Here is a 26167-nt window from a genome sequence, read left to right as displayed (position 1 = left end):
ATATGAAAGCCATCATTGAACACATCGTTTTAGTGACCCGCCTTTTGGGTGCGCCCGTATCCGAAGCCGCTTTGTCCGCCGAAGTCGTGCGCGACAAAAAGCTCAAGGTCAACTATCACTCACTGGTCGAAGTCCTGCGCAGCCACGGCTTTGAAAACACCTTGTCCAAACGCAATCTGGAAGACATTCCCTCGCTCGCCGTGCCGGTCATGATTATCCTGCACAACGAAGAGGCCGCGGTCATCACTAAAATCGAAGGCTCAGGACAAGAGCGCAAATACCATATCCGCCAAGTCGATGGTTTGGAACAGGAACTCAGCCACGAGCAGCTCTCCGGCCTGTATTTGGGCTACTGCTGGTTTATCAAACCCAAAATGGCTACCGATATGCGCTCGGAGCTGCCTGAATACCATTTGCCCAAAGCATGGTTTTGGAAAGTCATTTGGCGTTTCCGCAGCTACTACTACCAAGTCATCTTGGCTACCATCATCATCAACTTCCTTGCGCTCGTCAGCTCCCTGTATGTGATGAACGTGTACGACCGCGTGATTCCCAACCAAGCCTATGAAACCTTGTGGGTATTGAGTATCGGCGTAGTCTTGGCGATTTTGTTTGAGTTTGCTGCCAAGATGATCCGCGGCCACTTGACCGATATTGCCGGTAAAAAAGCCGACTTGATCATCAGCTCCGCTTTATTCCGCCGCGTGATGGCATTGCGTCTGGCAGACCGTCCTGCTTCTTCCGGTTCATACGCCAGCAACCTGCGCGAATTTGAAGCCGTGCGCGAGTTCATGACCAGTGCCAGCTTGTTGACCATCGTCGACTTGCCTTTCCTGCTGCTGTTTATCTTCGTAATTTCCATGGTCGGCGGCAAACTCGCGCTTGTTCCCCTGACCATCATTCCGATTGTCGTGATTGTCGGTTTTGTCGTACAACGCCCGCTCTCGCGCCACATCAACGAATCGATGAAAGAAGGTTCGCAACGCTCAGGCCTTGCCGTTGAAGCCATCGAAGGCATCGAAACCCTGAAAACCAACAACGCCACATCTTGGGCGCAACAACGCTGGGACGAATACACCGCCAAAACTTCCGCTTCCTCTATCAAAGTCAAAGACACCAGCAACTTCATGGTCAACTTCGCCGTTGCCATGCAGCAGCTCAATACCGTCTTTTTGGTCGTCGTCGGTACCTATCTGATTCACGCCGACAACCATGCGGAACGCATCACCATGGGTGCATTGATTGCCTCTGTGATTCTGTCCGGCCGCGCTTTGGCGCCGTTGGCACAAATCGCCGGTTTGGCTACCCGCTTCCAACAAGCCAAACTTGCCCTCAAAGGCGTAAACGACATCGTTACCCGCCCTATCGAACGCAATCCGGAACGCAAATACATTACTTTGGACAACGTTCAAGGCAATATTACCTTTGAAAACGTATCGTTCAAATATCAAGCCGACAACAACAGCGCCGTCGAAGATTTGCGCCTGACCATCAAACCGGGGGAAAAAGTCGGTATTTTGGGCCGTATCGGCAGCGGTAAAAGCACCATGCTCAAACTGGCCAGCGGTCTGTACGATACCGAAAAAGGCAACGTTACCCTTGACGGCGTCGATATGCGCCAGCTTGACCCCAACTTCCTGCGCGACCAAGTCCTACTGTTGAGCCAATCGCCACGCCTGTTCCTCGGCACATTGCGCGAAAACATGGACTTAGCGCGTACCGGCAGTTATTCTACCGACCAAGACCTGCTGATTGCGCTCAACCGCTTCGGCCTTGACAAAATCATCCGTAACCATCCGCGCGGTTTGGATATGCCTTTGGGTGAAGACGGCTTGGGCTTGTCCGGCGGTCAAAAACAAATCATCGCCCTGGCGCGCATGACCTTGCGCAATCCGAAAGTTGTCCTGCTGGACGAGCCGACCACCAGCCTGGACCAAGCTACCGAACGCATGGCGCTCAATGCCATCGCCCAATGGGGTCGCAACCGCACCATGCTTTTGGTAACCCACCGTCCGCAAGTGCTGCAAATCGTCAACCGCATCATTGTCATGGACAATGGTAAAGTCGTAATGGACGGCCCGCGTGACCTGGTATTGCAAAAACTCATGCAAAACGAACAGGCCAAAGCAGCTAACGTCAAACAACAGCAACAAGCTGTCAACGCCAAACAGCAACAACAAGCCGCCGCCCCTCAATCGGCAGCACAATAAAGCAAAAGGCCGTCTGAAACCTGCTTACCCTTTCAGACGGCCTGCCCTAATGGTTAAAATCCACCAAACACAATAAAGACACACGATTATGAGCCGCGAAAACAACGTCAAATCCAAAGACCTACACCTCATCAACGACCTCAACGCCGCCCTTCAAAAAGAAAAACACAGCGGTCAATTTTGGGTCATCATCCTTTTCTTCATTTTCCTGGTTGTCTTCGTTATTTGGGCTTACAACAGCCCGGTCGAAGAAGTGACCCGCGGCAACGGCAATATCATTCCCAGTAGCCGTGAGCAAGTGATTCAAAGCCTCGACCCCGGCATCGTAACCGAAATTATGGTTAAAGAAGGCGATATGGTCGAGAAAGATCAGATTCTGATGAAACTCGACGACACGCGCAGCTCCGCCGTTTTGCGTGAAAGCGAAGCCAAAGTCGAAAACCTCGAAGCCACCGTTGCCCGCCTTAAAGCCGAGGCCTACGGCACCAAGCTCTCCTTCCCTGACAGCGTGGGTCCCGAGCTTCGCCGTCGCGAAATTGCCGCCTACAAAGCACGCCGTCAAGCCATGACTGACGCCGTCAGCGGCCTTTCCCAAAGCAAGGCCGCACTTGACCGCGAAATCGCCATTACCGCACCTATGGTTACCGAAGGCGTGGTTTCCGAAGTCGAACTTTTAAGAATGCGCCGAGATTCCGCAGACTTGGCTACTCAAATCTCCGAACGCCGCAACCGTTACAAAGCCGATGCCAACAACGAACTCTTGCAAGCCGAATCCGAGCTGGCGCAATCCAAAGAAAACGTTGCCATGCGTGCCGACCCGGTTGAACGCTCGCAAATCCGCGCACCTATGCGCGGCATCGTCAAAGGCATAAAAGTCACGACCATCGGCGGCGTTGTGAACGCAGGCGAAGACATCATGCAAATCGTCCCGGTTGACGACAAACTGCTGGTCGAAGCCTATATCCGTCCGCAAGACATCGCCTTTATCCGCGCAGGCCAACCTGCATTAGTTAAAGTCAGCGCATACGACTACTCCATCTACGGCGGTTTGGAAGGCAAAGTTACCCTTGTTGGTGCCGATACCGTCAGCAACTCCATGCAAAACCGTGCCAACGACTTAAAACTTGACCCGAACCAAGTCTATTACCGTGTTCTCGTCCAAACCGAAAACAACTCCCTGAAAGACAAAAACGGCAAACCTATGCCGATTATTCCGGGCATGGTCGCGACGGTGGACATCAAAACCGGCGAAAAAACCATCTTCCAATACCTGATCAAACCGATTACGCGCATGAAACAAGCGTTAAGCGAACGCTAATCGATAAACCGATAAAAGGCCGTCTGAAAGTTTTCAGACGGCCTTTGGTTTCTGTTTTCACTATGCCCGTTTATCCGGCAGGCAAATTACTTCTCCTTAAAAGCAGTACCGACAAACGTTCTTTTCGGATTGCCGCGCTCAACTTGATAGCGTTGCGCGTGTTGCTCCTGCGCAAAATTTCCAGCCTGTCCGGCATGATGCTCCGCCAGCTTTTGCGCCAATAACATTACCGCCAATTTTTTATTGGCGTGCTGGCTGCGTTCGCTCTCGACCCGCACGGAAATGCCGCTTTCTTTATGGGTGGCGCGGACGGCACTTTCGGTTTTATTGACATGTTGCCCACCCTTGCCACCTGAGCGGCAGGTTTGAAACTCGATTCCGTTTTCAGACGGCATTTCATACATCTGCGGCATATCGGGCAAGCGAAAAACGCCTATATACCAATTTTTACGCGGATGTTTCGGACGGACAGGGCTAGGACATATCCATTGGAGCGTCCCCTGCCAAGTTTGTGCCAAGCTTTCGGCTTTCTGCCCTTCCAATTTGAGCGTTGCCGACAAAATACCGTGCTTATCGGCGGTTTCGGTAACAAGTTCGGCGTCAATACCTTTTGCTTGAGCTTCGGCAAGCAGCTTGCTCAAGACGAAACGGGCAAATATTCGGCACTCTGCCGGCCCTTGCGCGGTGGAAATTTGCAGATAAACCGCTGGTGTATTCTGTTTCATCTTTACGCTCCACACTCGCCGCCGGTTTTATAAGTCAAAACAGGCTTGAACCGCGCGACCAATTCAATCAAACCTGCGTTTTTCATGGCGGCAATAACGCTGTCGATGCTTTTATAAGCCTGCGGCGCTTCTTCAAAAATCAGGGCCTTATCCTGACAAACGACTACGCTGCCAAATTCGGTCTGGCGCAGGCTGTCGGCAGTATATTTGTGCGACAGCCTGCCTTTGCATTCGCCGCGCTGCCATTTCCGACCTGCGCCGTGAGCCAAGGTATTCAACGAAATTTGGCAATCTTCGGCAGGTCGGACCAGATAGCTGTAATCGCCGCGCGAGCCGGGTATCATGACCAAGCCTTTATCGGTGGGCGTTGCGCCTTTTCGGTGCAGCCAACCGGTTGTGCCGTCAATCTCGGTTTGTTCCAAAAAATTATGATGGACATCGAGCAGGCATATTCCTTCTGCGCGCCAACGGTCGAGCATTCTGGCCGCAATCAAACGGCGGTTAAGGCTAGCAAATTCCAGGGCTGCTTGGTGTTCGGCAAGGTAGGCTGCCGCCGCTTCGCCCTCTTCCGCCAAACCTTGATGCCCAAAGGCGGCAATATGGCGTTGCAAAATCTGTTGGCCCAATCCGCGCGAACCGCTATGCACCAACAGTTGCAAATGGTTTTCATCAAAATCTGTCGGAAGCAGATCGGCGCGATAAACAGTATCAACGGTTTGCAACTCGGCAAAATGGTTGCCGCCGCCAATCGTACCTACGGCAAGGCCGTCTGAAAATTGGCGCATATCGACAGCGTCGCCTAACAAATCAACCTGTTCGTCTTTATCTAGCGGCGTATCGATATTGCCCAGCTGTTTGGCGAGTTTGGCCGGTTTGAGTTTGGCTGCGCGTAAATCAGTCTGCCAAAACGCCATACCGCAACCGATGTCGTTCCCAATCAGGGCAGGATAAAAATGACGGTCGCTGAAAAATGCCGCGCCAACCGGATAACCGCGTCCCGCGTGTAAATCCGGCATTCCGGCAACACGCAGCATATGCGGTAATTGAGCGGTGGTTTCGAGCTGAGCGACAGCGTTGCCTTCAATCCATGTATTTGAATCGGCAATAATTTGAATATGATGGGGATAATTGCCCATGTGTTTATACTTTCTTTAAAACGGATAGAAACCGTCAACAGATGACAATAGGTATCCACCGTCTGCGAAATGTTCAGACGGCCTGGTTTCTAGCCGATAATCGTAGGGAAAGCAGCCCGAAGCGGGCGACATGGAATGCGAAAAGCGTTATCCGAAAATCAGACCGACGCTTGGGCTGCAAAGAATGTGATTGAGCAGATTGAAGTATTGCATGTCATGGCTTGCTCCTTTCTTTGCATGAAAATATTAAAAACGTTCGGATTATAGAGGGTTCATTTCCAATCATGCAAACTTACTGACATCAATCTGCCAATGATGTTACATAAATGGCAACTATTGAGAACATGATTTAGGCCGTCTGAAAACTTTTCAGACGGCCTTTTATACCCAATAATCCTTACAAAACAACGGTCGGATAAGATCCGACAACTTTCACGAAGGAAGCGCGTTCGCCCAAAAGCTGCAAGGCTTTTTGGACATTTTCATCGCTTTGATGGCCTTCGATATCGATGAAGAACAGATATTCCCACAAAACCGATTTGCTTGGGCGGCTTTCAAATTTGGTCATGGAAATGCCCAACTTGGTGAAAGGTTGCAATAACGAAGTAACGGCACCGGCACGGTTCGGCGCGGAGACGACCAAAGAGGTTTTGTCATTGCCGCTGCGGCCGGTTTCTTGATGACCCATCACCAAGAAGCGCGTGGTGTTGTTCGGTTCGTCTTCGATACACTCGGCGGCAAAACTCAACTGATAAATTTCCGCGGCAATACGTCCGGCAATGGCGGCCACATTCGGGCTGTCAGATTCAGCAACCAGACGTGCTGCTTCTGCATTGCTGGCCACGGCGATACGCTCTGCATTGGGCAGGTTGCGGCCAAGCCAGTCGTTGCATTGCGCCAAGGCTTGGGCATGGGCGAAAACTTTGGTAATGCCGCCGATTTCGTGGCTGTCTTTACGCAGCAGGTTGTGATGAATGCGGACAACCACTTCGCCACAGGCTTTTAACGCGGTTACTGCTAACAAATCCAAAGTGCGCCCCACCGAGCCTTCGGTCGAGTTTTCTACCGGCGCCACCAAATAATCGGCTTGGCGCGTTTCAACTTGTTTGAAGCAATTGTCGATGGTGGTACACGCCATGGTGTGTGCGGCGTGGCCGAAATGTTTGATGGCGGCTTGCTGGGTAAATGTCCCCTTCGGGCCTAAATAGGCAATCGTCAGCGGACGCTCTACTGCCAAACATTCGCTCATAATCTCGCGAAACAGCCGGGTAACCGATTCATCCGGCAAAGGGCCGCGGTTCAAATCCTGAATCCGGCGCAAAACGGCCACTTCCCGTTCAGGACGGTACACCGCGCCTGTCCCTTTCAATTCACCGATAGCATGCGCATGACCGGCGCGCTCGTTGAGCAAACGGAGGATTTCCGCATCGATGCTGTCGATGGCATTGCGGTGCGGCAATAATTGTTCGTCTATGGATAAAGGCATAAGCTGTCTCGCAATTTTGTGAGGGATATTTTCATTTTAACATTAAAGACCGTCTGAATTCTGTTTTCAGACGGCCTCAACACTATCTTTATCTAACTTTATCGTCTATCAGGTTTGCAAACGCCGCCAATTCCATCATAATTAAGCCTTTTGAACGACAAGGCCTATTCCATGCACTCAAACGGACTTTACACCCGTTTTCTGCCCGATGAAGAAGCAACCCTGCAACTGGGTGAAGAATGGAGCAAGCAACTCTCCGCTCCGCTGACCATCTATCTTGAAGGCGGGCTGGGTGCAGGCAAAACCACGCTGACACGCGGAATTTTGCGCGGACTGGGACATACGGGCGCAGTCAAAAGCCCGACTTACACCATTGTCGAATCTTATCCGCTGGATACATTCACCCTCCACCATTTCGACCTCTACCGCTTTACCATGCCCGAGGAATGGGAAGATGCCGGTTTGGACGAATTGTTTGCGCCCGACAGCATCTGCCTCATCGAATGGCCGCAGCAAGGTGGAGAATTCACGCCTCTGGCAGACATTACCATTACATTGACGTACACCGATAAGGGCAGAACCTGCACCTTTTCCGCCCACACAAACCAAGGCCGAAAAAGTTTAGAATCATGGTCAAATTAACTAGAAGACACATTCTCCGTCAAGGCACAGGACTATTTCTCACCCTCACGCCCGTTGGTGCCGCATTGGCCAAACCGGCCTCTCCTGCGCAATTCCTTGCCGTCCGCATTTGGCCGGCGAACGCCTACACACGCGTTACCCTTGAGAGCAACCACTCGATGAAATACCAACATTTTATGTTGGACAACCCCAGCAGGTTGGTCGTGGATATTCAAGGTGCGGAAATCAACAGCGTCCTGCAAGGCATTTCCAGCAAAGTGCTGTCTAACGACCCTTTTATCCGCAGCATTCGTGCCGGTCAAAATACGCCCAATACCGTGCGTATCGTCATCGACCTCAAACAAAGCACCCATCCGCAAGTCTTTGCGCTCGCCCCCGTCGGCAACTTCAGAAACCGCTTGGTTATCGACCTCTATCCGCACGGCGCAGATGCCAACGACCCGATGATGGCCTTGCTCAACGGCAATGTTCCCAAACAACGTCAAAATACCAATATCGCATACGACACCCCTGCCCCTAAAAACAATCGCGGCAGCGGCGGCAACCGCCGTCCCGTGATTATGATCGACCCCGGTCACGGTGGCGAAGATCCTGGCGCAATCGGCCCGAGCGGCCTCAAAGAGAAAAACGTCGTACTCTCCATTGCACGCGAAACCAAAAAACGCCTCGAGGCCTTGGGTTACAACGTATTCATGACGCGCAACGAAGACATCTTTATCCCATTGGGCGTACGCGTTGCCAAAGGCCGTGCGCGCAATGCCGACGTATTCGTATCCATCCACGCCGATGCCTTTACCAGCCCGTCCGCTCGCGGTACCGGCGTATATATGCTCAATACCAAAGGCGCGACCAGCTCGGCGGCAAAATTCCTTGCCCAAACCCAAAACAACGCCGACGCCATCGGCGGTGTACAATCCAGCGGCAACCGCAACGTCGACAACACGATTTTGGACATGACCCAAACCGCAACCCTGCGCGACAGCCGCAAGCTCGGCCATTCCGTCTTGACCGAATTGGGCAAACTCAACCAACTGCACAAAGGCCGCGTTGACGAGGCCAACTTTGCCGTCCTCCGCGCGCCGGACGTTCCGTCCATTTTGGTGGAAACCGCCTTCCTCTCCAACCCTACCGAAGAGCGGCTGCTCGGCAGCGAATCCTTCCGCCAACAATGCGCCCAAGCCATTGCCACCGGTATTCAAAAATACATCAATACCGCCGTTTTACGACGCGGTTAATGGCTTGATGAAACAAAGGCCGTCTGAAAATTTTTCAGACGGCCTTATCTTTTCAAGCAATCTATTTAACCGCACTTCCCTACCGCAGCCGGATAGACGGATACCTTCGTCTGCGTCAATGCAAACAGGTTTTCCAACTGCATTTGCGCCTGACGGTTGGCATGTTCCAAAATCTCAGCCCTACATGCGCTTTGCAATACCTGCCGTTTCGCCTCTTCCTGCACCGTCTTAAATACCGACTTATCCATAGGCAGCAAATTAAACGAGCCGGTCTGAATATCGTACACTTCGATATTTTCCAAATCCACGCTCAAAATTTCCACCGCCGGCAGGCTGATTAAGACCTTGTCGTCCACAATATTGACATTGTCCGCGCCTAACTTGTCCAAATCCAAACCAGCCAACACCTTACCGCGCACAATAAAAATACCGCTTTGTGAATCCTGCCACAGCCTGCGCCAATCCCCTTTTTTCTCCGTACGGATAATCGTATCGATATAAAATGCCGTACTTTCCAAGCGGTTCATCTGCTTAATCTGCATCAAAACCCCCTCACGGGACAAAACCTGATGTTCTTCGTTCTGACCATGCAGGGCATAAAACCAGCCGCCCGCAGCCGTCAGCGCACACAACACCAGCACGACCAATCCGCGTCCAAGCATTTTCATTTCAAACATCCCCCATTAAAATAATCATCAAAACATTCCCCATATTCTCCCAAAACCGTCAATTTCAAGCCATACCCAGGCCGTCTGAAACAATAAATTTCATTACCAAAAAGTAATAAAAATCTCAACAAACAAAGTTTGCCTTTTGGTAAATACAAGACTACAATCCATTACACACAATTCAATTTCATCTCATCATGAATACCCCCGCCCTGCGCCGCCACAACCTGCGGCAATGGATAACACAACACCACAACGGCCAGCAGACCAAGTTTGCCCAAGCCATTTCTATCAACCAAGGCGAGCTGTCCGCCCTACTGAAAAACAAATCTTTCGGCGAGAAAAAAGCCCGAAAAATCGAGCAGGCAGCAAATATGCCTGACATGTGGTTGGATCAAGACCACCAAGACCGCCACGCCCCTACCATCAGCCAAGAAAGAAATACCATGTCCCACATCTCCACCATCCCTGAAATCCTAGCAGACATCAAAGCCGGCAAAATGGTCATCATCACTGATGCCGAAGACCGAGAAAACGAAGGCGACTTGCTGATGGCCGCCCAATTCGTTACCCCCGAAGCCATCAACTTCATGATCAAAAACGCACGTGGCCTGGTCTGCCTGCCGATGGACGGCGAAATGGTCGAAAAACTCGGCCTGCCCATGATGACCCAAAAAAATGGCGCACAATACGGCACCAACTTTACCGTCTCCATCGAAGCCGCCCACGGCATTACCACCGGCATTTCCGCCGCCGACCGCGCCCTGACCATTCAAACTGCCGTTTCCCCATCCGCCAAACCTGAAGACATCGTCCAACCCGGCCACATCTTCCCTCTCCGCGCCCAAAAAGGCGGCGTACTCGTCCGCGCCGGACACACAGAAGCCGGCGTCGATCTGGCACAAATGAACGGTCTGATTCCCGCCGCCGTCATCTGCGAAATCATCAACGACGACGGCACCATGGCACGTATGCCCGAACTGATGAAGTTTGCCGAAGAGCACAACCTCAAAATCGGCACCATTACCGACCTCATCGAATACCGCAGCCGTACCGAAAGCCTGCTCGAAGACATGGGCAACGCACCCGTACAAACCCCGTGGGGCGAGTTCCAACAACACGTTTACGTCGACAAACTCTCCGGCGAAACCCACCTCGCCCTTGTCAAAGGCACACCCTCCGCCGAAGAAGAAACCCTCGTCCGCGTCCATGAACCCTTCAGCGTCATGGACTTCATCCAAGCCAACCCGCGCCATTCATGGTCGCTGCCCAAAGCCCTTGAGCGCATCCAACAAGCCGAAAGCGGCGTAGTCATCCTCCTGCACCGTACCGAAGACGGCGCCACCCTGCTCGACCGCACCCTGCCCAAAGGCGCCAACCAAGCCTACAAATGGGACAGCAAAAGCTACGGCATAGGCGCACAAATCCTCGCCGGCCTCAACGTCAAAAAACTGCGCGTCCTCGGCCAGCCGTCATCCTTCACCGGCCTCACCGGCTTCGGCCTCGAAGTCGTCGGCTTTGAAGAAGCTGAAAAATAATCTTGCTTGATTGATGCTCAAAGCAAATGAAACAAAAGGCCGTCTGAAAGTTTTCAGACGGCCTTTTAAGTTTATTATCCAATTCAAAAACAGCGAATATAAAAAAAGCCGACACACCTTTCCGATGTATCGGCTTTCGTTATCTGCTTAACGCTTAATTTCTGCCGGGCAATTCTTTTTCGCTCAATGGTTTGATGTACCAAATATCGCGGCAGTAGTCGGCGATGGAGCGGTCGGATGAGAAGAAGCCCATGTTGGCGATATTGATCAAGGCTGATTTGCGCCATGCGGATACGTTGCGGTAGTGTTCGTCCGCTTTGTATTGCGTGTCGATGTAGCTGCGGAAATCGGCCATCAGTTGATAGAAGTCGCCGTATGGTTGCAACACGTCGTTGTAGCGGTTTGGCTCTTCCGGAGAGAAAGTGCCTTGGCTGATTTGGTTGACGACGCGGCGCAGGTCGCTGTCTCGCTCGATATAGCTCAACGGGTCGTAACCGTTGCGGCGGATTTCTTCGACTTGTTCTACGGTGTTACCGAAGATATAGCAGTTGTCCGCACCGACTTTTTCCAAAATCTCAACGTTCGCGCCGTCCAGTGTACCCATACAGATTGCGCCGTTGAGGGCAAATTTCATGTTGCTGGTACCGGATGCTTCTGTACCTGCCAGTGAGATTTGTTCGTGCAAATCGGCGGCAGGAATGATGATTTGGGCGAGGCTGACGCTGTAATTCGGGATGTAAACGACTTTAATCAGGTCACGGATACGGGTGTCGTTGTTGATGACTTTGGCAACGTCGTTAATCAGTCGGATGATTTTCTTCGCCATGTAATAGGCGGAAGCGGCTTTACCGGCAAAGATGAACACACGCGGCTGCCAATCGAAATCCGGGTTTTCCAGGATTTTGTTGTAACGGTCGACGATGTGCATCACGTTCAATGCTTGACGTTTGTACTCGTGGATACGTTTGATTTGGATGTCGAAAAGTGCATCGGTATTAACTTTGATACCCAGCTCGGTTTCGATGTATTTGGCAAGACGCTCTTTGGCGGCTTTTTTCACTTCGCCGAATTCTGCCTGTACGGAGGCATCGTCCACTTTGTCGTTGAGCTTGGTCAGGTTGTCCAAATGCAGACGCCAGTCTTCGTCGCCCAGATGTTTGTCCAAGAATTTGGTCAGGCCCGGGTTGGCGATGTTGATCCAGCGGCGCGGGGTGACGCCGTTGGTTACGTTGGTAAAGCGTTCTGGGAACACTTTGGCAAAGTCGGCAAAGATGGATGTGGTCATCAAATCGGAGTGGATTTTTGCCACGCCGTTGACTTTGTGCGAACCGATCACGGCAAGCCATGCCATGCGAACGCGACGGCCGTGGGTTTCGTCAATGATGGATACGCGGCGGACAAAGTCGTCGTCGAAGTTACCGATGGCACGCAAGGCATTGAGGAAGTAGGCGTTGATTTCAAAGATGATATCCAAGTGGCGCGGCAGCAGACGGCCCATCAGGTCAACCTGCCAAGTTTCCAAGGCTTCGCTCATCAATGTGTGGTTGGTGTAAGAGAAAATCTTACAGCACATATTCCATGCTTCAGTCCATGCAATGCCCTCTTCGTCAATCAGGATACGCATCAATTCTGGAATAGCGAGTACCGGATGGGTGTCGTTCAAGTGGATGGCGACTTCGTCCGCCAAAGTGCGGATACTTGGGAAACGGCATTTGTGGCGGGCAACGATGTCTTGAACGGAAGCGGAAACCAAGAAGTATTCTTGTTTCAAGCGCAATTCGCGGCCGGAATCGGTAGAGTCGTTCGGATACAGAACGCGTGAGATGTTTTCGTCGCTGTTTTGTGCGCGAACGGCAGAGGCATAGTCGCCTCGGTTGAAGTCGGCAAGGTCGAACAGGTTGCCTGCGTGTGCAGTCCACAAACGCAATGGGTTGGCACATTCGCCGCCATAGCCCGGAATGATTTCATCGTATGCCCAAGCAGAAATTTCTTCGCTTGGCTGCCATTCTTTTTTGTCGCCCAAGTTCAACACTTGACCACCGAAACGGACGGAATATTGTTTGTTCGGACGGGCAAACTGCCATGCCAAATCTTGGTCGAGCCACAAATCAGGTTTTTCAACTTGTTGGCCATCCACGATTTCTTGTTTGAACATACCGTATTGGTAACGGATGCCGTAGCCCATGGCCGGAATGCGCAGGGTTGCCAAAGAGTCGAGGAAGCAGGCGGCCAGACGGCCCAAACCGCCGTTACCCAAACCCGGATCTTCTTCTTGTTCGCAGACATCGGCAAATTCTTTGCCCAGTTGCTTAAAGGCTTCTTCAAATTCGGCGTAAACGCCTTCGTTAATCAGCGCGTTGACAAACGAACGGCCGAGCAGGAATTCCATAGACAGGTAATAAACCATGCGTTTACTGTTATCAATGTGGGCGCGGCGTGTTTTGAGGAAATCTTCCGCAATCAGGTCACGCGCGGCAAGCATGGCGGCGTTGAGCCATTGGTGTGAAGTTGCCTCCTTCGGATCTACGCCCAAGATGAAAATCAGCTTGTAAACGATGGATTTACGGATGGTTTCGGCGTCCGGTTTAGGCATTACATAATCGTAACCGGAGATGGGGAGTTTTTTCTTAGCCATGGAAGCCTTTCTCTAGCGTGAGGCACTGGACAACGCGCCTGATGGTTTTATTAAAAACAACGAAACTCGGTTTTCAGACGGCCTGACAACGGCAACAGGCCGTCTGAAAGGAATGGTGCGTAGATTTGTTACAAACCAAGGAGATTATAGCGGAAAGATTCAAAAAAAGGATATATTTTTCTTTATAAAACATTTAATTAACAATTAAACCATTCATCATCTTATTGGCATTTTCAATTTATACCACTAAGCTACAAATCAGAAAATACTGACAAAATATCAAAGAGTTAATCAACCAATAGTTTAATTCTCATTTAATTTGTTTTATGTAAAATCCAAATCCCCATATGCTCAACAACACATTTCCCAGCCTCTTCGTAATTAAATTTCTCAGATGGTACGCAAGAAATTTCCCAATTGCCTTGAGGCAGGTTAAATAACTGACGACTACGTTTGGCATTGACCAACAGCAGCCATTCATCGTCCAAAACAACCTGAATTGCCTTGCTGCCCCTGTTGTGCCAACAATATTCGGTCATCGGGCTGCCATCCGCATTGAGCCATTGCACACGCTCTTTTTCCCACCAGCAATCATCTGTCAGAAGCTTGATTTGGCTGCGTACGCGTATCAGCGCTTGAGTGTAATTTTGCAACTCATGAGGCTCATTTTGCCAATCCAACCATGTAATCGGATTATCTTGGCAGTAGCTGTTGTTGTTGCCTTGCTGACTGTTGCCGAACTCATCGCCTGCCAAAAGCATGGGCGTACCGTTGGATAAAAATAAGGAGGCAAGCAGCGCTTTGGAGGTGTATTCACGATTTTGCAAAACCTCTTCATCATCGGTTTCGCCTTCTACGCCGTGGTTGTAGCTGATGTTTTCATTATGCCCGTCGCGGTTGTTTTCGCCGTTAGCTTCGTTGTGTTTTTCGTTATAGCTGACCAAATCACGCAGAGTGAAGCCGTCGTGTGCAGTAATGAAGTTGATGCTGGCGGACGGGTGGCGGCCGCTGTGGTTGAAAATATCGGACGACCCGGCCAAGCGTTCGGCAAATGCGCCCAAATTGCCGCTTTCCCATGACCAAAACGCGCGCATGTCATCGCGGAAACGGCCGTTCCATTCGGCAAAAGGTTGCGGGAAATTACCCAAGTGATAGCCGCCCTCGCCGATGTCCCATGCTTCGACAATCAGCTTCAAACCGGCCAACACAGGATCTTGATACAGGACTTGGAAAAAACGGCCGTACGATTGGAAATCGGGTTCGCGTCCCAATACGGTTCCCAAATCGAAACGAAAGCCGTCGATATGAAACTCTTCCGCCCAATAGCGCAGGCTGTCTGCCGCCCAACGGGTAACGTCGCGCCGGACAATATTGAGCGTATTGCCGCAACCCGACCAGTTTTCATAATTGCCGTAAGGGGTGTGCCAATACCATAAGGTGTTGTCGATACCGCGCTGACACAGCATCGGGCCTTTGTCGTCCTGCTCGGCCGTGTGGTTGTACACAACATCTAAAATCACTTCCAAACCTGCCTGATGCAGGGCTTTGACCGCTTGTTTAAATTCTGCCGCCGCACGTTCGGGATTGTCGGCATAAGACGGCTCAACGGCAAAATGGGAATAAGTGTTGTAGCCCCAATAATTGCTCAAGCCCATCTGCTGAAGATGGTATTCATCCAGATGAAAATGAATCGGCAGCAGCTCGACCGTCGTTACCCCCAATTCTTGCAAATAGGCCAAAACCCGTTTATCGCACAAGGCTTTATAAGTGCCTGCATACTTCAAATCAGGGAATTGCTTGGTCACCCCTTTGACATGGGCTTCATAAATAACGGTTTTGCCCCACGGTATTTCCGGACGGCAATCTTTGGCCCAATTAAATCGGCTGCGTCCGACCACGACGCTTTTCGGCGCAACGGCGGCATTGTCGCGTTCATCTTCCGGCCTGAACCATGCCATTTCTTCGGCGTTACGGTAGCTTGGTTTGCCGTCAATTTTTTTGGAATACGGGTCAATCAGCAATTTATTGGGATTGAAACATGAGCCATATTCTGCGTTTTCACGTCCATACACGCGGAAACCGTATCGCTGCCCTGCCTTAACATCCGGCACAAATCCGTAAAATACCGAACCGCGCCGCGAAGGCATCTCCAAACGGGTTTCTTTATCCTTATCAAACAGACACAATTCGACCTTTTCGGCATTGATGGAAAACAAGGTAAAATTCGAGCCCTTGCTTGTCAGGGTCGCGCCCATGGGATAAGGCTTGCCTTCCTCGATATGCCATGATTTGGCAGACATAGAATGATTCCTTGGTATGTATTTGGTTTCGTGTCCAATATAAGGCCGTCTGAAAATCTTTCAGACGGCCTTGAGTCATATTGATACCACTATCTTTTAATTTTCAGCTGATTGGGCAGGCAGGATGCCCACCCTCAAAGTTGATTTACGCTTCTTCTTTGACTGCCGCCTGATACAGGTAAACAGTTGCCAACGGCGGTACGGTCACAGACAGGGAATTTGGTTTGCCATGCGACCAAACTTCTTCTGTCTCCACCGTTGCGCCGGCAGAAACGCCGCTGCCTTTGTAATGCAGGTCGTCTGAATTGAGGATTTCGCGGTATTCGCCGGCAGAATTCACACCGAAGCGGTAACCTTCACGCACTACAGGCGTGAAGTTGCTGATGACGATAACGCGGTTGCCTTCGCGGTCGCGGCGTTCGAAGACAAAAACGGAATTATTGCCGTCGTCAGCGACCAGCCATTCAAAGCCTTCCGGCCATTGGTCAAGCTGGTAAAGCGGCGCGGTGTCTTTATAGACATGGTTCAATTCGCGTACGAAGTCTTGTACGCCTTTGTGCCAGCCGCCCTCTTGCTCCAGCAGGAACCAATCCAGTCCTTCGTTGTAGTTCCATTCTCGGCCTTGTGCAAACTCGCTGCCCATAAACAAAAGTTTTTTGCCGGGGAAGCCGTACATAAAGCCGTAGTAGGCGCGCAGGTTGGCAAATTGTTGCCAACAGTCGCCGGGCATCCGTCCGAGCAGCGAGCGTTTGCCGTGTACGACTTCATCGTGTGAAAGTGGCAGGACGAAGTTTTCGCTGTACTGGTACATCATGCCGAAGGTCATTTTGTTGTGGTGATATTTGCGGTTGATGGGATCTTCCATCATGTAACGCAAAGTATCATTCATCCAGCCCATATTCCATTTGAAGCTGAAGTTCAAACCTTCTTGGCGGGTCACATTGGCGAATGAAGTAGATTCTTCGGCAATTTCGGTCGCAGCCGGAACTTCCTCTTTCAACATGGTGTTGGTATCGCGCAGGAAAGCGATGGCTTCAAGGTTTTCATGGCCGCCGTATTGGTTCGGAATCCACTCGCCGTCTTTGCGTGAGTAGTTGCGGTAAATCATCGAAGCAACCGCGTCAACGCGGATACCGTCGAAGCCGAAACGTTCTATCCAATACAGGGCGTTGCCTTGCAGGAAGTTTTTCACTTCGTTTCTGCCGAAGTTGTAAATCAGGGTGTTCCAGTCTTGATGGTAGCCTTCGCGCGGATCGGCGTGTTCGTACAGCGCGGTGCCGTCAAACTTGGCCAGGCCGTGGTCGTCGGTCGGGAAGTGTCCGACCACCCAGTCGAGGATAACGCTGATGCCTTCGTCGTGCGCGGCTTTAATCAATGCGCGCAATTCTTCCGGCGAACCGAAACGGCTGGTCGGCGCATACAAACCGGTTGCCTGATAGCCCCATGAGCCGTCAAACGGATATTCGGAAACAGGCAGGAACTCGATATGGGTGAAGCCCATGTCTTTGACGTATGCGACCAATTCTTTGGCGAGCTGTTCGTAAGTCAGCCAGAAATTGTTTTCCGGATTGCGCTTCCACGAACCCAAATGTACTTCATAAATGCTGATCGGCGCATCAATGGCGTTGGCGCGGGCGCGGAAGGCCGGTTCTTCCACTTCGTCAGGCAAGCCGCGCACGATAGATGCCGTGGTCGGGCGTAGTTCCGCACCAAAAGCATACGGGTCGGCTTTTTCGCGCACATTGCCGTTGGCATCGCGGATTTCAAATTTGTAGAGGGCATTGAGTTTGACGGCAGGAATGAAGATGTCCCAAATGCCGTTGTCGCGGTGGAAACGCATGACGTGGCGGCGGCCGTCCCAGTTGTTGAACTCGCCGATAACGGAAACGCGTTGCGCATTGGGCGCCCAGACGGCAAAACGTACACCCTTCACGCCGTCCAACTCGGCAAAATGCGCGCCTAAAGTCTCATAAGGACGCAGGTGTTTGCCTTCGGCCAACAGCCAGGAATCCATGTCTTGCAACGCAGAGCCGAAATGATAAGGGTCTTCTTCAATCACTGGCTCGGTATCTTCGGTGTAACGGATACGCAAAGCGTAATCGGGCGCATCATCGGGCAAGACGGCCACAAAGAAACCGCGTTCATCAATTTTTTCAGACGGCACGATGAGTTCGCCGCTGCGGCGGTTCACGATATCCACGCTTACTGCGCCGGGAATCAAAACGCGTACCACTTCATCGCCCTCTGCAAGGCGGTGTCGTCCCAGATAAGCGAACACATCGCTATGGGTGGCAAGAAACAGGCTTTCGACCGTATCGCGCTCGATTTGGTCAAGTTCATGATAAGTCTTGATTTGGCTGTTTGTTTTCATGCGTACCTCGTCAATAATGGCAAGTTGGCCGCCCATGAGGCGGTGTTGTAGGAAATCTTCCAAAGAAACCGGCATTTTTTGCGCCCAGTTCGGATAGCCTTCGGTCACACCCGGGACATTCAGATTGTCAATGACGCCCAGCAGGTTTTCCAGTTGTACGGCGTAAAGCTTGCTGCGGCTCAATGCGCCGTATTTATGCAAAGCCGCCAGCAAGGTTTCATCGGCTTTTGCCGGCATTTGTACGTCTGCACCCAGACAACCGGTTTCTTTCAATTTATCCAGCAAATCGGCTTTATCGTGTTCGCGCTCATCCAAGGCCGTCTGAAAAGCGGCTGCATCAGGCAGAGTACCAAGTTTGAACATCGTATCCAAATCTTTGCCTGTCCAATAGCCAGCCAAAGGCGCAACATCGTGGGTGCTGATGACCGTAATCGCCTGCTCGGGGTATTCTTCCGGCAATTGGAAACCGTTCCAGCCCTTGCTGAAATACATTACTTTGTATGAGAACACCTGATAGCGGTTGAGCAGATGGCGGGCTTCGTCAGGTACCGTCCCCAAATCCTCGCCGATGATGACGCAACGGTTGCGCCGGCTTTCCAACGCCAAAATAGCAAACATCACTTCGGCATCGTAATGCACATACGCGCCGAAATCCGCCGTTTTACCGTTTAACACCCACCACAAACGGCACAATGCCATCACATGGTCGATCCGCAATACGCCATACAGGCGCATGTTTTCGCGCAGCAGATGGGCAAATTTTTCATAGCCCGTATGCTTCAACATCGACGGATTAAGCGGCGGCAAATCCCAATTCTGCCCTGTCGGCCCCAAAGGATCGGGCGGTGCGCCGACTGACAAGTCCATACAATAATCTTGGCGGTTTAACCAAGTATCCGCGCTGCCGCGCGCCACGCCGACTGCCAAATCGCCGTAAATGCCGAGTTTGACACCGTATTCGGCAGCGGCTTGGTTGACTTCGCGCAACTGCTCCGCACAAAGCCATTGCAACCACATATAAAAACGGATTTCACGTTCATGGCTGCGTGCGAATTTTTCTACCGCTTCGCCATCAGGCTGATGAAATTCAGACGGCCATGACTGCCAACCCACTTGCCCTGGGCGGCTGTAATACTGGTCCAAAGCCTCAAACAAACCGAAGCCCCGTAAGGCTTTGCCTTTTTCTAATACAAAAGCTTCAAATGCAGCGCGTTCATTTTCCGCAGCTTCGCAAGTATCTTGTTCAAACGCGTTAAACGCCATGTGCAGCGCATCACGCTTGCACGCCCAAACCGCGGTATAAGTCACCGTTTCCGTGATACGCAAAGCAGCGATGCGCTGACGGATTTTCGGTTGCGCCAGCCAGTTTTTCAGTTGCTCGTTATAAGTGAACGCACCGACCTTCTCAACATCCAAATAAATCGGATTGAGCCATTCGCGCGAAGAAGGGCTATACGGGCTGGCAAAGGCGGGCTTGCTGGTAAACAAAGCGTGCAAAGGGTTAATACCGACAAAATCCAGCTTTTTCTCCGCCGCATATTTCATCAGGTTCAACAAATCGGTAAAGTCGCCTATACCCCAGTTGCGCTCAGAACGCAGGCTGTACAAATGCATGGTCAAACCATTCATCCGTCCGCCATTGGCAAGCAGTTTAGGCTGATAAACCGATTCAGGCGCAACAATCAGGCGCACAAAGCAACTTTTGCCGCCGGTCTCGGCCGACAAAGTGTAATAACCGCAAGCCAGTTGGGGCAGCTTAATCCAAAGCGTATCGTTGTCGCCCGGATACAAAGTCAAGGTCTGACATTTATCTGCTTCATCAATCAATACGACTGCTTCAGCACCATGAAATTCAGACGGCATCTGTAAAGATTCTTCGCCATTTTCATGCGCAACCATCGTATTCAAATAAAGGCCGTCTGAATCCGGTTTGCTTTTATCCAAAACAGCGACAATCGATTCCAAAACTTCCGTTTTGGTCACATGATAAGTGCCGTTGATGTCGTGGTAACCTAAATCAATACCGGCCTGCACCGCCTGCTGCTCCAATGTTTCACTCATTGCATTCTGCCTGTTTTACCAATATCTGAATCTTAATACAGATTCTGCCGCACCGTGATATGTAATTCATTGTAGTCTCAAACAAACCCCATATTTCCCCGCTTGATTTGACCTGAGCCAAAATTTCCTATTTATCTGTCTTGTAAAAACTTAAAGGCCGTCTGAAAAGGAGGATTTCATTCCTTTTCAGACGGCCTTTATCATGCTTTAAGCCTGATTAGTGATGGTGATGACCGTGCGGACCATGTACGTGACCGTGGGCAATTTCTTCCTCGGTCGCATCGCGCACGCCCTCAACAGTCGCTTTGAACAATACTTTCATACCGGCCAAAGGATGGTTGCCGTCCACCACGGCTTTGCCGTCGGCAACATCGGTTACACGATAAATCAATACATCACCGGTTTCCGGATCATCGGCTTCAAACATCATGCCGACTTCGACTTCAACAGGAAACACGCTGACATCTTCAATACGCACCAGATCAGGATCTTGTTCGCCGAAAGCATCATCGGGCGACAAAGCCACTTCGACGGTATCGCCTACATTTTTGCCGTGCAACGCTTCTTCCACCAAAGGGAAAATACCGTCATAACCGCCATGCAGGTAAGCAATCGGCTCTTCGGTTTTGTCCAACAGCTGGTTGTTGGCATCGTACATTTCATAATGCAGGGAAACTACGGAATTTTTAACAATAGACATCATGCCGTCCTTAATCAATATTTAAAAGTTACGCTACGGTTATTCTATCACAGCCGCAACCAAACAATCGGCTTGCTTTAATAAATACCCCATTCAAATGCGACAAAAAGATAAAAGCCTATATAAAAAAGCAAAATCAAATGATTTCAATAAGCAGAAGTTGCTTTTTCACAACACAAAGTGATTAAATTACAAAAAACTTCCCCAAAGCAAAAACATTCCAAACCCTTAAAACCAATAACAAATAAAACCACACAACCAATTGAATATAATATGTTTTTAAAATCTTCATCAATAATGAATATTTTCAGATGATTTTTCGCGCGCCAATATGATTTACATTATTTTCACTATTTTCGTATTGATTTTAGCCGGCAAACGGTTACGCAACGTTGCATTGACCTATCCCGTGGGGCATAATATCGAAAAATTCAGCAATGAATTTCTACTGTATAGGCCGTCTGACGGCTATTTTTAGTTTAAATCGATTTAAAAAAGGTTCTTAAAAATGAAAAAATCTCTGTTCGCTGCTGCTTTGTTGTCTTTAGCTTTGGCCGCTTGTGGCGGTGCTGATAAAGCTGCTGAAACTGCCGCTTCTGCTGCTTCTGAAGCCGCTGCTTCTGCTACTGAAGCTGCTGCTTCTACTGCTGATGCCGCTGCTTCTGCCGCTACCGAAGCTGCTGCTTCTGCTACTGAAGCTGCTGCGTCTGCTACTGATGCCGCTGCTTCTGCCGCTTCTGAAGCTGCTAAATAATATTCTTTTGAATATAAAAAAAGCAGGATACCATTGCGTATCCTGCTTTTTTACATTCCTCTCACTCCCCTTCCCGACTTTTCCGCCTGACTGCCATGCACCTTCACGACCGTTTTGCTGAGTTTCTTTCCGCCTCTGAAATCATCGAAGCCACTCCGGCCTTGTTAAACGACCAACGCCGCCGTTTTGTTTCTTCGCCGGATATTGTCTTACAGCCGAACTCTGTCGAAAGCGTGCAGAAAATCATGCGTTTCTGTTTTGAAAACCGCATCCGCGTCACCCCGCAAGGCGGCAATACCGGATTATGCGGCGCAACGGTAACCACCGAAGGCGTACTGCTCAACCTCTCCAAACTCAACCGCATCCGCGATATCAACCTTGCCGACAACAGCATGACGGTTGAGGCCGGCGTAATTTTGCAAAATGCCCAAAAGGCAGCAGACAAAGCAGGACGACTGTTTCCGCTCAGCCTTGCCAGCGAGGGCTCTTGCCAAATCGGCGGCAATATCGCCTGCAATGCAGGCGGTTTGAATGTCTTGCGTTACGGTAGCATGCGTGATTTGGTATTGGGTTTGGAAGTCGTTTTACCCAACGGCGAACTGGTTTCCCACCTTCAGCCCCTACACAAAAACACGACCGGCTACGACTTGCGCCATCTTTTTATCGGCAGCGAAGGAACATTAGGCATCATTACCGCCGCCACACTCAAACTCTTTGCCCAGCCCAAAACCAAAGCGACCGCATGGGTAGGCCTAGATGATATTGAATCTGCCGTCTCGCTTTTGACCGCTGTGCAAGGCCATTTTGCCGAACGCTTGACCAGTTTCGAGCTGATCAGCCGCTTTGCCCTCGATTTATCTTCGGAATTCAGCCAACTCAAAAAGCCTGCCGATGCGGAATGGCATATTTTGATTGAACTTGCCGACTCTGTTCCCGACGCAGGTTTGGATGAAAAGCTTGCCGAATTTCTCTATCAAAACGGATGGGAAAACAGTATCTTGGCGCAATCCGAGCAAGAACGCTCCGATTTGTGGACCCTGCGTGAAAATATTTCCGCCTCCCAACGCAAACTCGGCACCAGCATCAAACACGATATCGCCGTCCCTATCGCCCAAGTAGCCGCTTTTGTCCGCCAATGCGCGCCTGCCTTGGAAACCCGTTTCCCCGGCATACAAATTGTCTGCTTCGGACATTTAGGCGACGGTAGCCTGCATTACAATACATTCCTGCCCAACGTATTGAGCAACGAAGCCTACCAATACGAAGATGCCGTCAATACCATTGTTTATGAAAACATCCTTGCCTGCCACGGCACGATTGCCGCCGAACACGGCGTAGGCATCATCAAAAAACATTGGCTGCCCCGAGTGCGTACACAGGCCGAACTTGCTCTGATGCATGCCATCAAAAATCAGCTTGACCCTTACGGCATTATGAATCCGGGAAAACTCCTTCCTTCTTTGGATTAACCAATACAAAAAGGCCGTCTGAAACATTTCAGACGGCCTTTTATCTTATCCAAACTATTTTAATGCCGTTTTCCAGTCCAATCCGCCCAATGACGGTACCTGTATCACTTCGTTGGTATCCAAATTGACCGCTGTCAGCTCTCCGCCCCACAACGCACCGGTATCCAAAGCAATTACTTGGTCTGTGTTAACGTAGCCCAACGACGACCAATGCCCGAACACGGTAATATAATCCAAATTCTGCCTATCAGGCGCTTTAAACCAAGGGCGCAGGTAAAGCGGCATTTTCTTCAAAGTGGATTTATATTCGTAATCCAATTCGCCTTTGTACGTCAGCGCACGCATACGGGTAAAGACATTGACAATCATCCGCAGGCGCTCGTAGCCGGTCAAATCATCCGTCCACGCAGTCGGCTTGTTGCCGTACATTTTGCCAAAAAATTTTCTGTATTTTTTACCTTGCAATTCAGCCTCGGCTTCACGGGCAAGGCTTTCGGCCTTATCAACCGACCATTGCGGCAAAATACCGGCATGCACCATCACATGCCTGTTGCCGCGCACCAAAAGCGGTTGATGACGCAGCCAGTCCAATAGGGATTGACTCTCGGGATGGGTCAAAATCGGCTCAACCGTATCGCTGCGCTTGAGCGTGCCTTCACCGCAACCGACTGCCAAAAGATGCAAATCATGATTACCCAAAACCATTTGCACACTGCTGTCGTGTTCTTTGGCAAATTTCAAGGTTTCCAATGATTTCGGGCCGCGATTGACAATATCTCCGACCAGCCAAAGGGTGTCCGTACCATGATTAAAGCCGATTTTGGCAAGCAGCAAAGTCAGTTCGTCAAAGCAGCCTTGAATGTCTCCGATTGCGTAATGTGCCATTATTATTGTTTTCCGTTGTTATTCTTTTCAGACGGCCTCAAGCCCAGCTCAGGCCGTCTAAAACATCAATTATGCGTTTAAAACCAATACTGCTTCCGCTTCAACCTGAACGCCTTTAGGCAGGCTGGCCACACCAACTGCCGCACGCGCAGGGAAAGGTTGCTCGATAAATTCAGCCATCACTTCATTAAACACTGCAAAGTTGGCCAAATCAGTCAAATAAGCATTGAGTTTGACGATATCGTTCAAAGAACCGCCGGCCGCTTCGGCTACGGCTTGCAGGTTTTTAAATACTTGCACGGCTTCGGCACGGAAGTCACCATTACCGACCACAGTCATTGTGGCCGGATCCAAAGGAATCTGACCGCTCATATAAACCGTATCGCCTGCGCGGACTGCTTGGCTGTATGCACCAATTGCGGCAGGGGCTTTGTCAGTATGGATAATGGTTTTAGACATGATATTCTCCTCAAGTAGAAATGTCAGAAACAGGTGGAAGCTTCGAATTTTACTTTCAACAGAAATACGTTTCAATAAAAGCATTCAATTAATGCGTTTAGCCCGTCTTGTTCTTCCTCGATTTTAAACCTACAATCCCACACATTATTCATTTCAAAGCCGAAATTATTATGTTTTTTGTCTTATCCCCAGCCAAAAACCTCAACGAAAAAGACCCCTCCCCCGTCAGCAGCTTTACCCAGCCCGACCTTCTGCCCGAAGCAGAAATCCTGATGCAGGAGTTGCGTCAGCTTGCCCCTCAACAAATCGCCGAGCTGATGCACGTTTCCGACAAAATAGCCCTGCTCAACGCCGAACGCAATGCCGTATGGCACACGCCGTTTACACCTGAAAACGCCAAGCAGGCCGTATTTATGTTCAACGGCGACGTCTATGAAGGTATCGCCGCCGATACACTCAAGCCGGAGCAAATCGAATACCTGCAACAACACGTCCGCCTGCTCTCCGGCCTATACGGCGTACTGCGCCCGCTCGACTTGATGCAGCCCTACCGCTTGGAAATGGGCACGGTCTTTGCCAACTCGCGCGGTAAAAACCTCTACGAATTTTGGGGCGATAAAATTACCGACCTGCTCAACCAAACACTGAAGCAGGCCGGTAGCAACGTTTTAATCAACCTCGCCTCACAAGAATATTTCAAATCCGTCAACACCAAAAAACTCAACGCACGCCTGATTACGCCGATTTTTAAAGACGAGAAAAACGGCAAATACAAAATCATCAGCTTCTACGCCAAGCGTGCGCGCGGTTTGATGGTGCGCTACGCGGCAGAACACGGCATTACCGAGCCTGAAATGCTCAAAAACTTCGACTACGAAGGCTATTCATTCAATGAAGCAGCTTCAAACGAAGCCGAATGGGTATTCATGCGTAAAGAACAATCTAAATAAAAACAGAATCCTAGATATTTTTTCTAAAATACCTCTTGGCAAAGGCCGTAAGTTCCATTAGTATTACGGCTTCAAGAACGGAAGCGTGGCAGAGCGGTTTAATGCAACGGTCTTGAAAACCGTCGAGGGTTGATAGCCCTCCGTGAGTTCGAATCTCACCGCTTCCGCCATTCTTGATATTTTTTATCCAGTAAAAATGAAATGCGAGACTTGATGATTCAAGTCTTTTTTTATTTTCAAATCCAAAGAATACCCAAGGGCCGTCTGAAACTTTCTATAACGCAGTTTCAGACGGCCTAAAACCTTTAAAACTCCCCCAAATCCCTAAAGTCCTACCCAGACATTTAGGAATTTGAGGGATTTTTGCCAAGGTCTCCGCTTTTCTAATCTTTGCCGTCAATGGTATCTGCCTACCCATCACCAATGCGGAATTTTTGCTCAACCATGTGGGGCTTTTCCTATGCCGACGCGATCGTGCATTTTGCCTCAGAGCCGTGTGCTGCCGTATCATTTGCGGTAGGGTTTGCTGCATATTCTGAGCTGTTGCCAAAGAGTACTGCCGTTGCTTTTATCTTGGAGAAGGTCGCGGTAAACGGCATTATGATGGGGTGTCATTCGATGATGG

The 26167-nt window shown here is 50.4% G+C and carries 18 protein-coding genes, 1 tRNA gene and 1 pseudogene; 9 read left to right on the top strand and 11 right to left on the bottom strand.

Annotated features, from left to right (window positions below; genetic code table 11):
* The first annotated feature begins 2 nt into the window (after positions 1–2).
* Positions 3–2210 carry a type I secretion system permease/ATPase gene (locus HMPREF2952_RS05805; protein WP_070695369.1) on the top strand — a complete coding sequence of 736 codons (2208 nt, stop codon included), beginning with the start codon at positions 3–5 and terminating at the stop codon, positions 2208–2210.
* Between the two features lie 88 nt (positions 2211–2298).
* Positions 2299–3528 carry an HlyD family type I secretion periplasmic adaptor subunit gene (locus HMPREF2952_RS05800; RefSeq protein WP_070695368.1) on the top strand — a complete coding sequence of 410 codons (1230 nt, stop codon included), beginning with the start codon at positions 2299–2301 and terminating at the stop codon, positions 3526–3528.
* Positions 3529–3614: 86 nt separating this feature from the next.
* Here the strand turns inward: HMPREF2952_RS05800 and prfH are convergent, their stop codons facing one another.
* The 3 genes from prfH to pheA form a co-directional block, all read right to left on the bottom strand.
* Complete coding sequence (gene prfH / locus HMPREF2952_RS05795) at positions 3615–4253, bottom strand: peptide chain release factor H (RefSeq protein ID WP_070695367.1); 639 nt, start codon at positions 4251–4253, stop codon at positions 3615–3617.
* A 2-nt stretch (positions 4254–4255) separates the two neighbouring features.
* Positions 4256–5389 carry an RNA ligase RtcB family protein gene (locus HMPREF2952_RS05790; RefSeq protein WP_070695366.1) on the bottom strand — a complete coding sequence of 378 codons (1134 nt, stop codon included), beginning with the start codon at positions 5387–5389 and terminating at the stop codon, positions 4256–4258.
* 397 nt (positions 5390–5786) lie between these two features.
* Positions 5787–6875 carry a prephenate dehydratase gene (gene pheA, locus HMPREF2952_RS05785; RefSeq protein WP_070695365.1) on the bottom strand — a complete coding sequence of 363 codons (1089 nt, stop codon included), beginning with the start codon at positions 6873–6875 and terminating at the stop codon, positions 5787–5789.
* Between the two features lie 171 nt (positions 6876–7046).
* On the opposite strand from pheA, the gene tsaE reads away from it, so the two are divergent.
* On the top strand, positions 7047–7517 hold the full coding sequence (gene tsaE / locus HMPREF2952_RS05780; RefSeq protein WP_004519510.1) for a tRNA (adenosine(37)-N6)-threonylcarbamoyltransferase complex ATPase subunit type 1 TsaE: 471 nt from the start codon (positions 7047–7049) through the stop codon (positions 7515–7517).
* Positions 7505–8752, top strand: a complete 1248-nt coding sequence (locus HMPREF2952_RS05775; RefSeq protein WP_049335552.1) for an N-acetylmuramoyl-L-alanine amidase — start codon at positions 7505–7507, stop codon at positions 8750–8752. Before tsaE ends, HMPREF2952_RS05775 begins: the two co-directional genes overlap by 13 nt.
* 65 nt (positions 8753–8817) lie before the next feature.
* Here the strand turns inward: HMPREF2952_RS05775 and HMPREF2952_RS05770 are convergent, their stop codons facing one another.
* Positions 8818–9420 carry a DUF4230 domain-containing protein gene (locus HMPREF2952_RS05770; protein WP_049335612.1) on the bottom strand — a complete coding sequence of 201 codons (603 nt, stop codon included), beginning with the start codon at positions 9418–9420 and terminating at the stop codon, positions 8818–8820.
* Positions 9421–9614: 194 nt separating this feature from the next.
* On the opposite strand from HMPREF2952_RS05770, the gene ribBA reads away from it, so the two are divergent.
* Positions 9615–10958, top strand: a complete 1344-nt coding sequence (ribBA, locus tag HMPREF2952_RS05765; RefSeq protein WP_210398395.1) for a bifunctional 3,4-dihydroxy-2-butanone-4-phosphate synthase/GTP cyclohydrolase II — start codon at positions 9615–9617, stop codon at positions 10956–10958.
* A gap of 154 nt (positions 10959–11112) precedes the next feature.
* On the opposite strand, the gene HMPREF2952_RS05760 is transcribed toward ribBA, so the two are convergent.
* From HMPREF2952_RS05760 to HMPREF2952_RS05745, 4 genes are all read right to left on the bottom strand, one after another.
* On the bottom strand, positions 11113–13593 hold the full coding sequence (locus HMPREF2952_RS05760) for a glycogen/starch/alpha-glucan phosphorylase (protein WP_049335548.1): 2481 nt from the start codon (positions 13591–13593) through the stop codon (positions 11113–11115).
* A gap of 314 nt (positions 13594–13907) precedes the next feature.
* Complete coding sequence (gene glgX, locus HMPREF2952_RS05755) at positions 13908–15893, bottom strand: glycogen debranching protein GlgX (RefSeq protein WP_070695363.1); 1986 nt, start codon at positions 15891–15893, stop codon at positions 13908–13910.
* Positions 15894–16038: 145 nt separating this feature from the next.
* Positions 16039–20325 carry a 1,4-alpha-glucan branching protein GlgB gene (gene glgB / locus HMPREF2952_RS05750; protein WP_070695362.1) on the bottom strand — a complete coding sequence of 1429 codons (4287 nt, stop codon included), beginning with the start codon at positions 20323–20325 and terminating at the stop codon, positions 16039–16041.
* Between the two features lie 217 nt (positions 20326–20542).
* Entirely contained in the window at positions 20543–21025 is a 483-nt protein-coding gene (locus tag HMPREF2952_RS05745; protein ID WP_070695361.1) for an FKBP-type peptidyl-prolyl cis-trans isomerase, read from the bottom strand.
* 508 nt (positions 21026–21533) lie between these two features.
* On the opposite strand from HMPREF2952_RS05745, the gene HMPREF2952_RS05740 reads away from it, so the two are divergent.
* Positions 21534–21779, top strand: coding sequence for a hypothetical protein (locus HMPREF2952_RS05740; RefSeq protein ID WP_070695360.1), 246 nt, complete (start codon positions 21534–21536; stop codon positions 21777–21779).
* Between the two features lie 95 nt (positions 21780–21874).
* On the top strand, positions 21875–23248 hold the full coding sequence (locus HMPREF2952_RS05735) for an FAD-binding oxidoreductase (protein ID WP_070695359.1): 1374 nt from the start codon (positions 21875–21877) through the stop codon (positions 23246–23248).
* Positions 23249–23302: 54 nt separating this feature from the next.
* Here HMPREF2952_RS05735 and HMPREF2952_RS05730 read toward each other — a convergent pair whose 3' ends face one another.
* Positions 23303–24133, bottom strand: a complete 831-nt coding sequence (locus HMPREF2952_RS05730) for a symmetrical bis(5'-nucleosyl)-tetraphosphatase (RefSeq protein ID WP_003746004.1) — start codon at positions 24131–24133, stop codon at positions 23303–23305.
* A gap of 69 nt (positions 24134–24202) precedes the next feature.
* Positions 24203–24592, bottom strand: a complete 390-nt coding sequence (locus tag HMPREF2952_RS05725) for a RidA family protein (RefSeq protein WP_003746001.1) — start codon at positions 24590–24592, stop codon at positions 24203–24205.
* 170 nt (positions 24593–24762) lie between these two features.
* On the opposite strand from HMPREF2952_RS05725, the gene yaaA reads away from it, so the two are divergent.
* A complete protein-coding gene (gene yaaA, locus HMPREF2952_RS05720; protein ID WP_070695402.1) occupies positions 24763–25542 on the top strand; it encodes a peroxide stress protein YaaA in 780 nt (259 codons plus the stop codon).
* 79 nt (positions 25543–25621) lie between these two features.
* A tRNA-Ser gene (locus tag HMPREF2952_RS05715) sits at positions 25622–25712 on the top strand.
* A 243-nt stretch (positions 25713–25955) separates the two neighbouring features.
* Here HMPREF2952_RS05715 and HMPREF2952_RS11510 read toward each other — a convergent pair.
* Positions 25956–26166, bottom strand: a pseudogene (locus HMPREF2952_RS11510) (IS30 family transposase); the annotation flags it as partial.
* Position 26167: the final 1 nt, after the last annotated feature.

The organism is Neisseria sp. HMSC068C12, from assembly GCF_001814095.1.
In the GTDB taxonomy this organism is placed as follows: domain Bacteria; phylum Pseudomonadota; class Gammaproteobacteria; order Burkholderiales; family Neisseriaceae; genus Neisseria; species Neisseria perflava.
The sequence above is the reverse complement of the archived record's forward strand: the minus strand, read 5'-3'. Positions and strand labels throughout refer to the sequence as shown.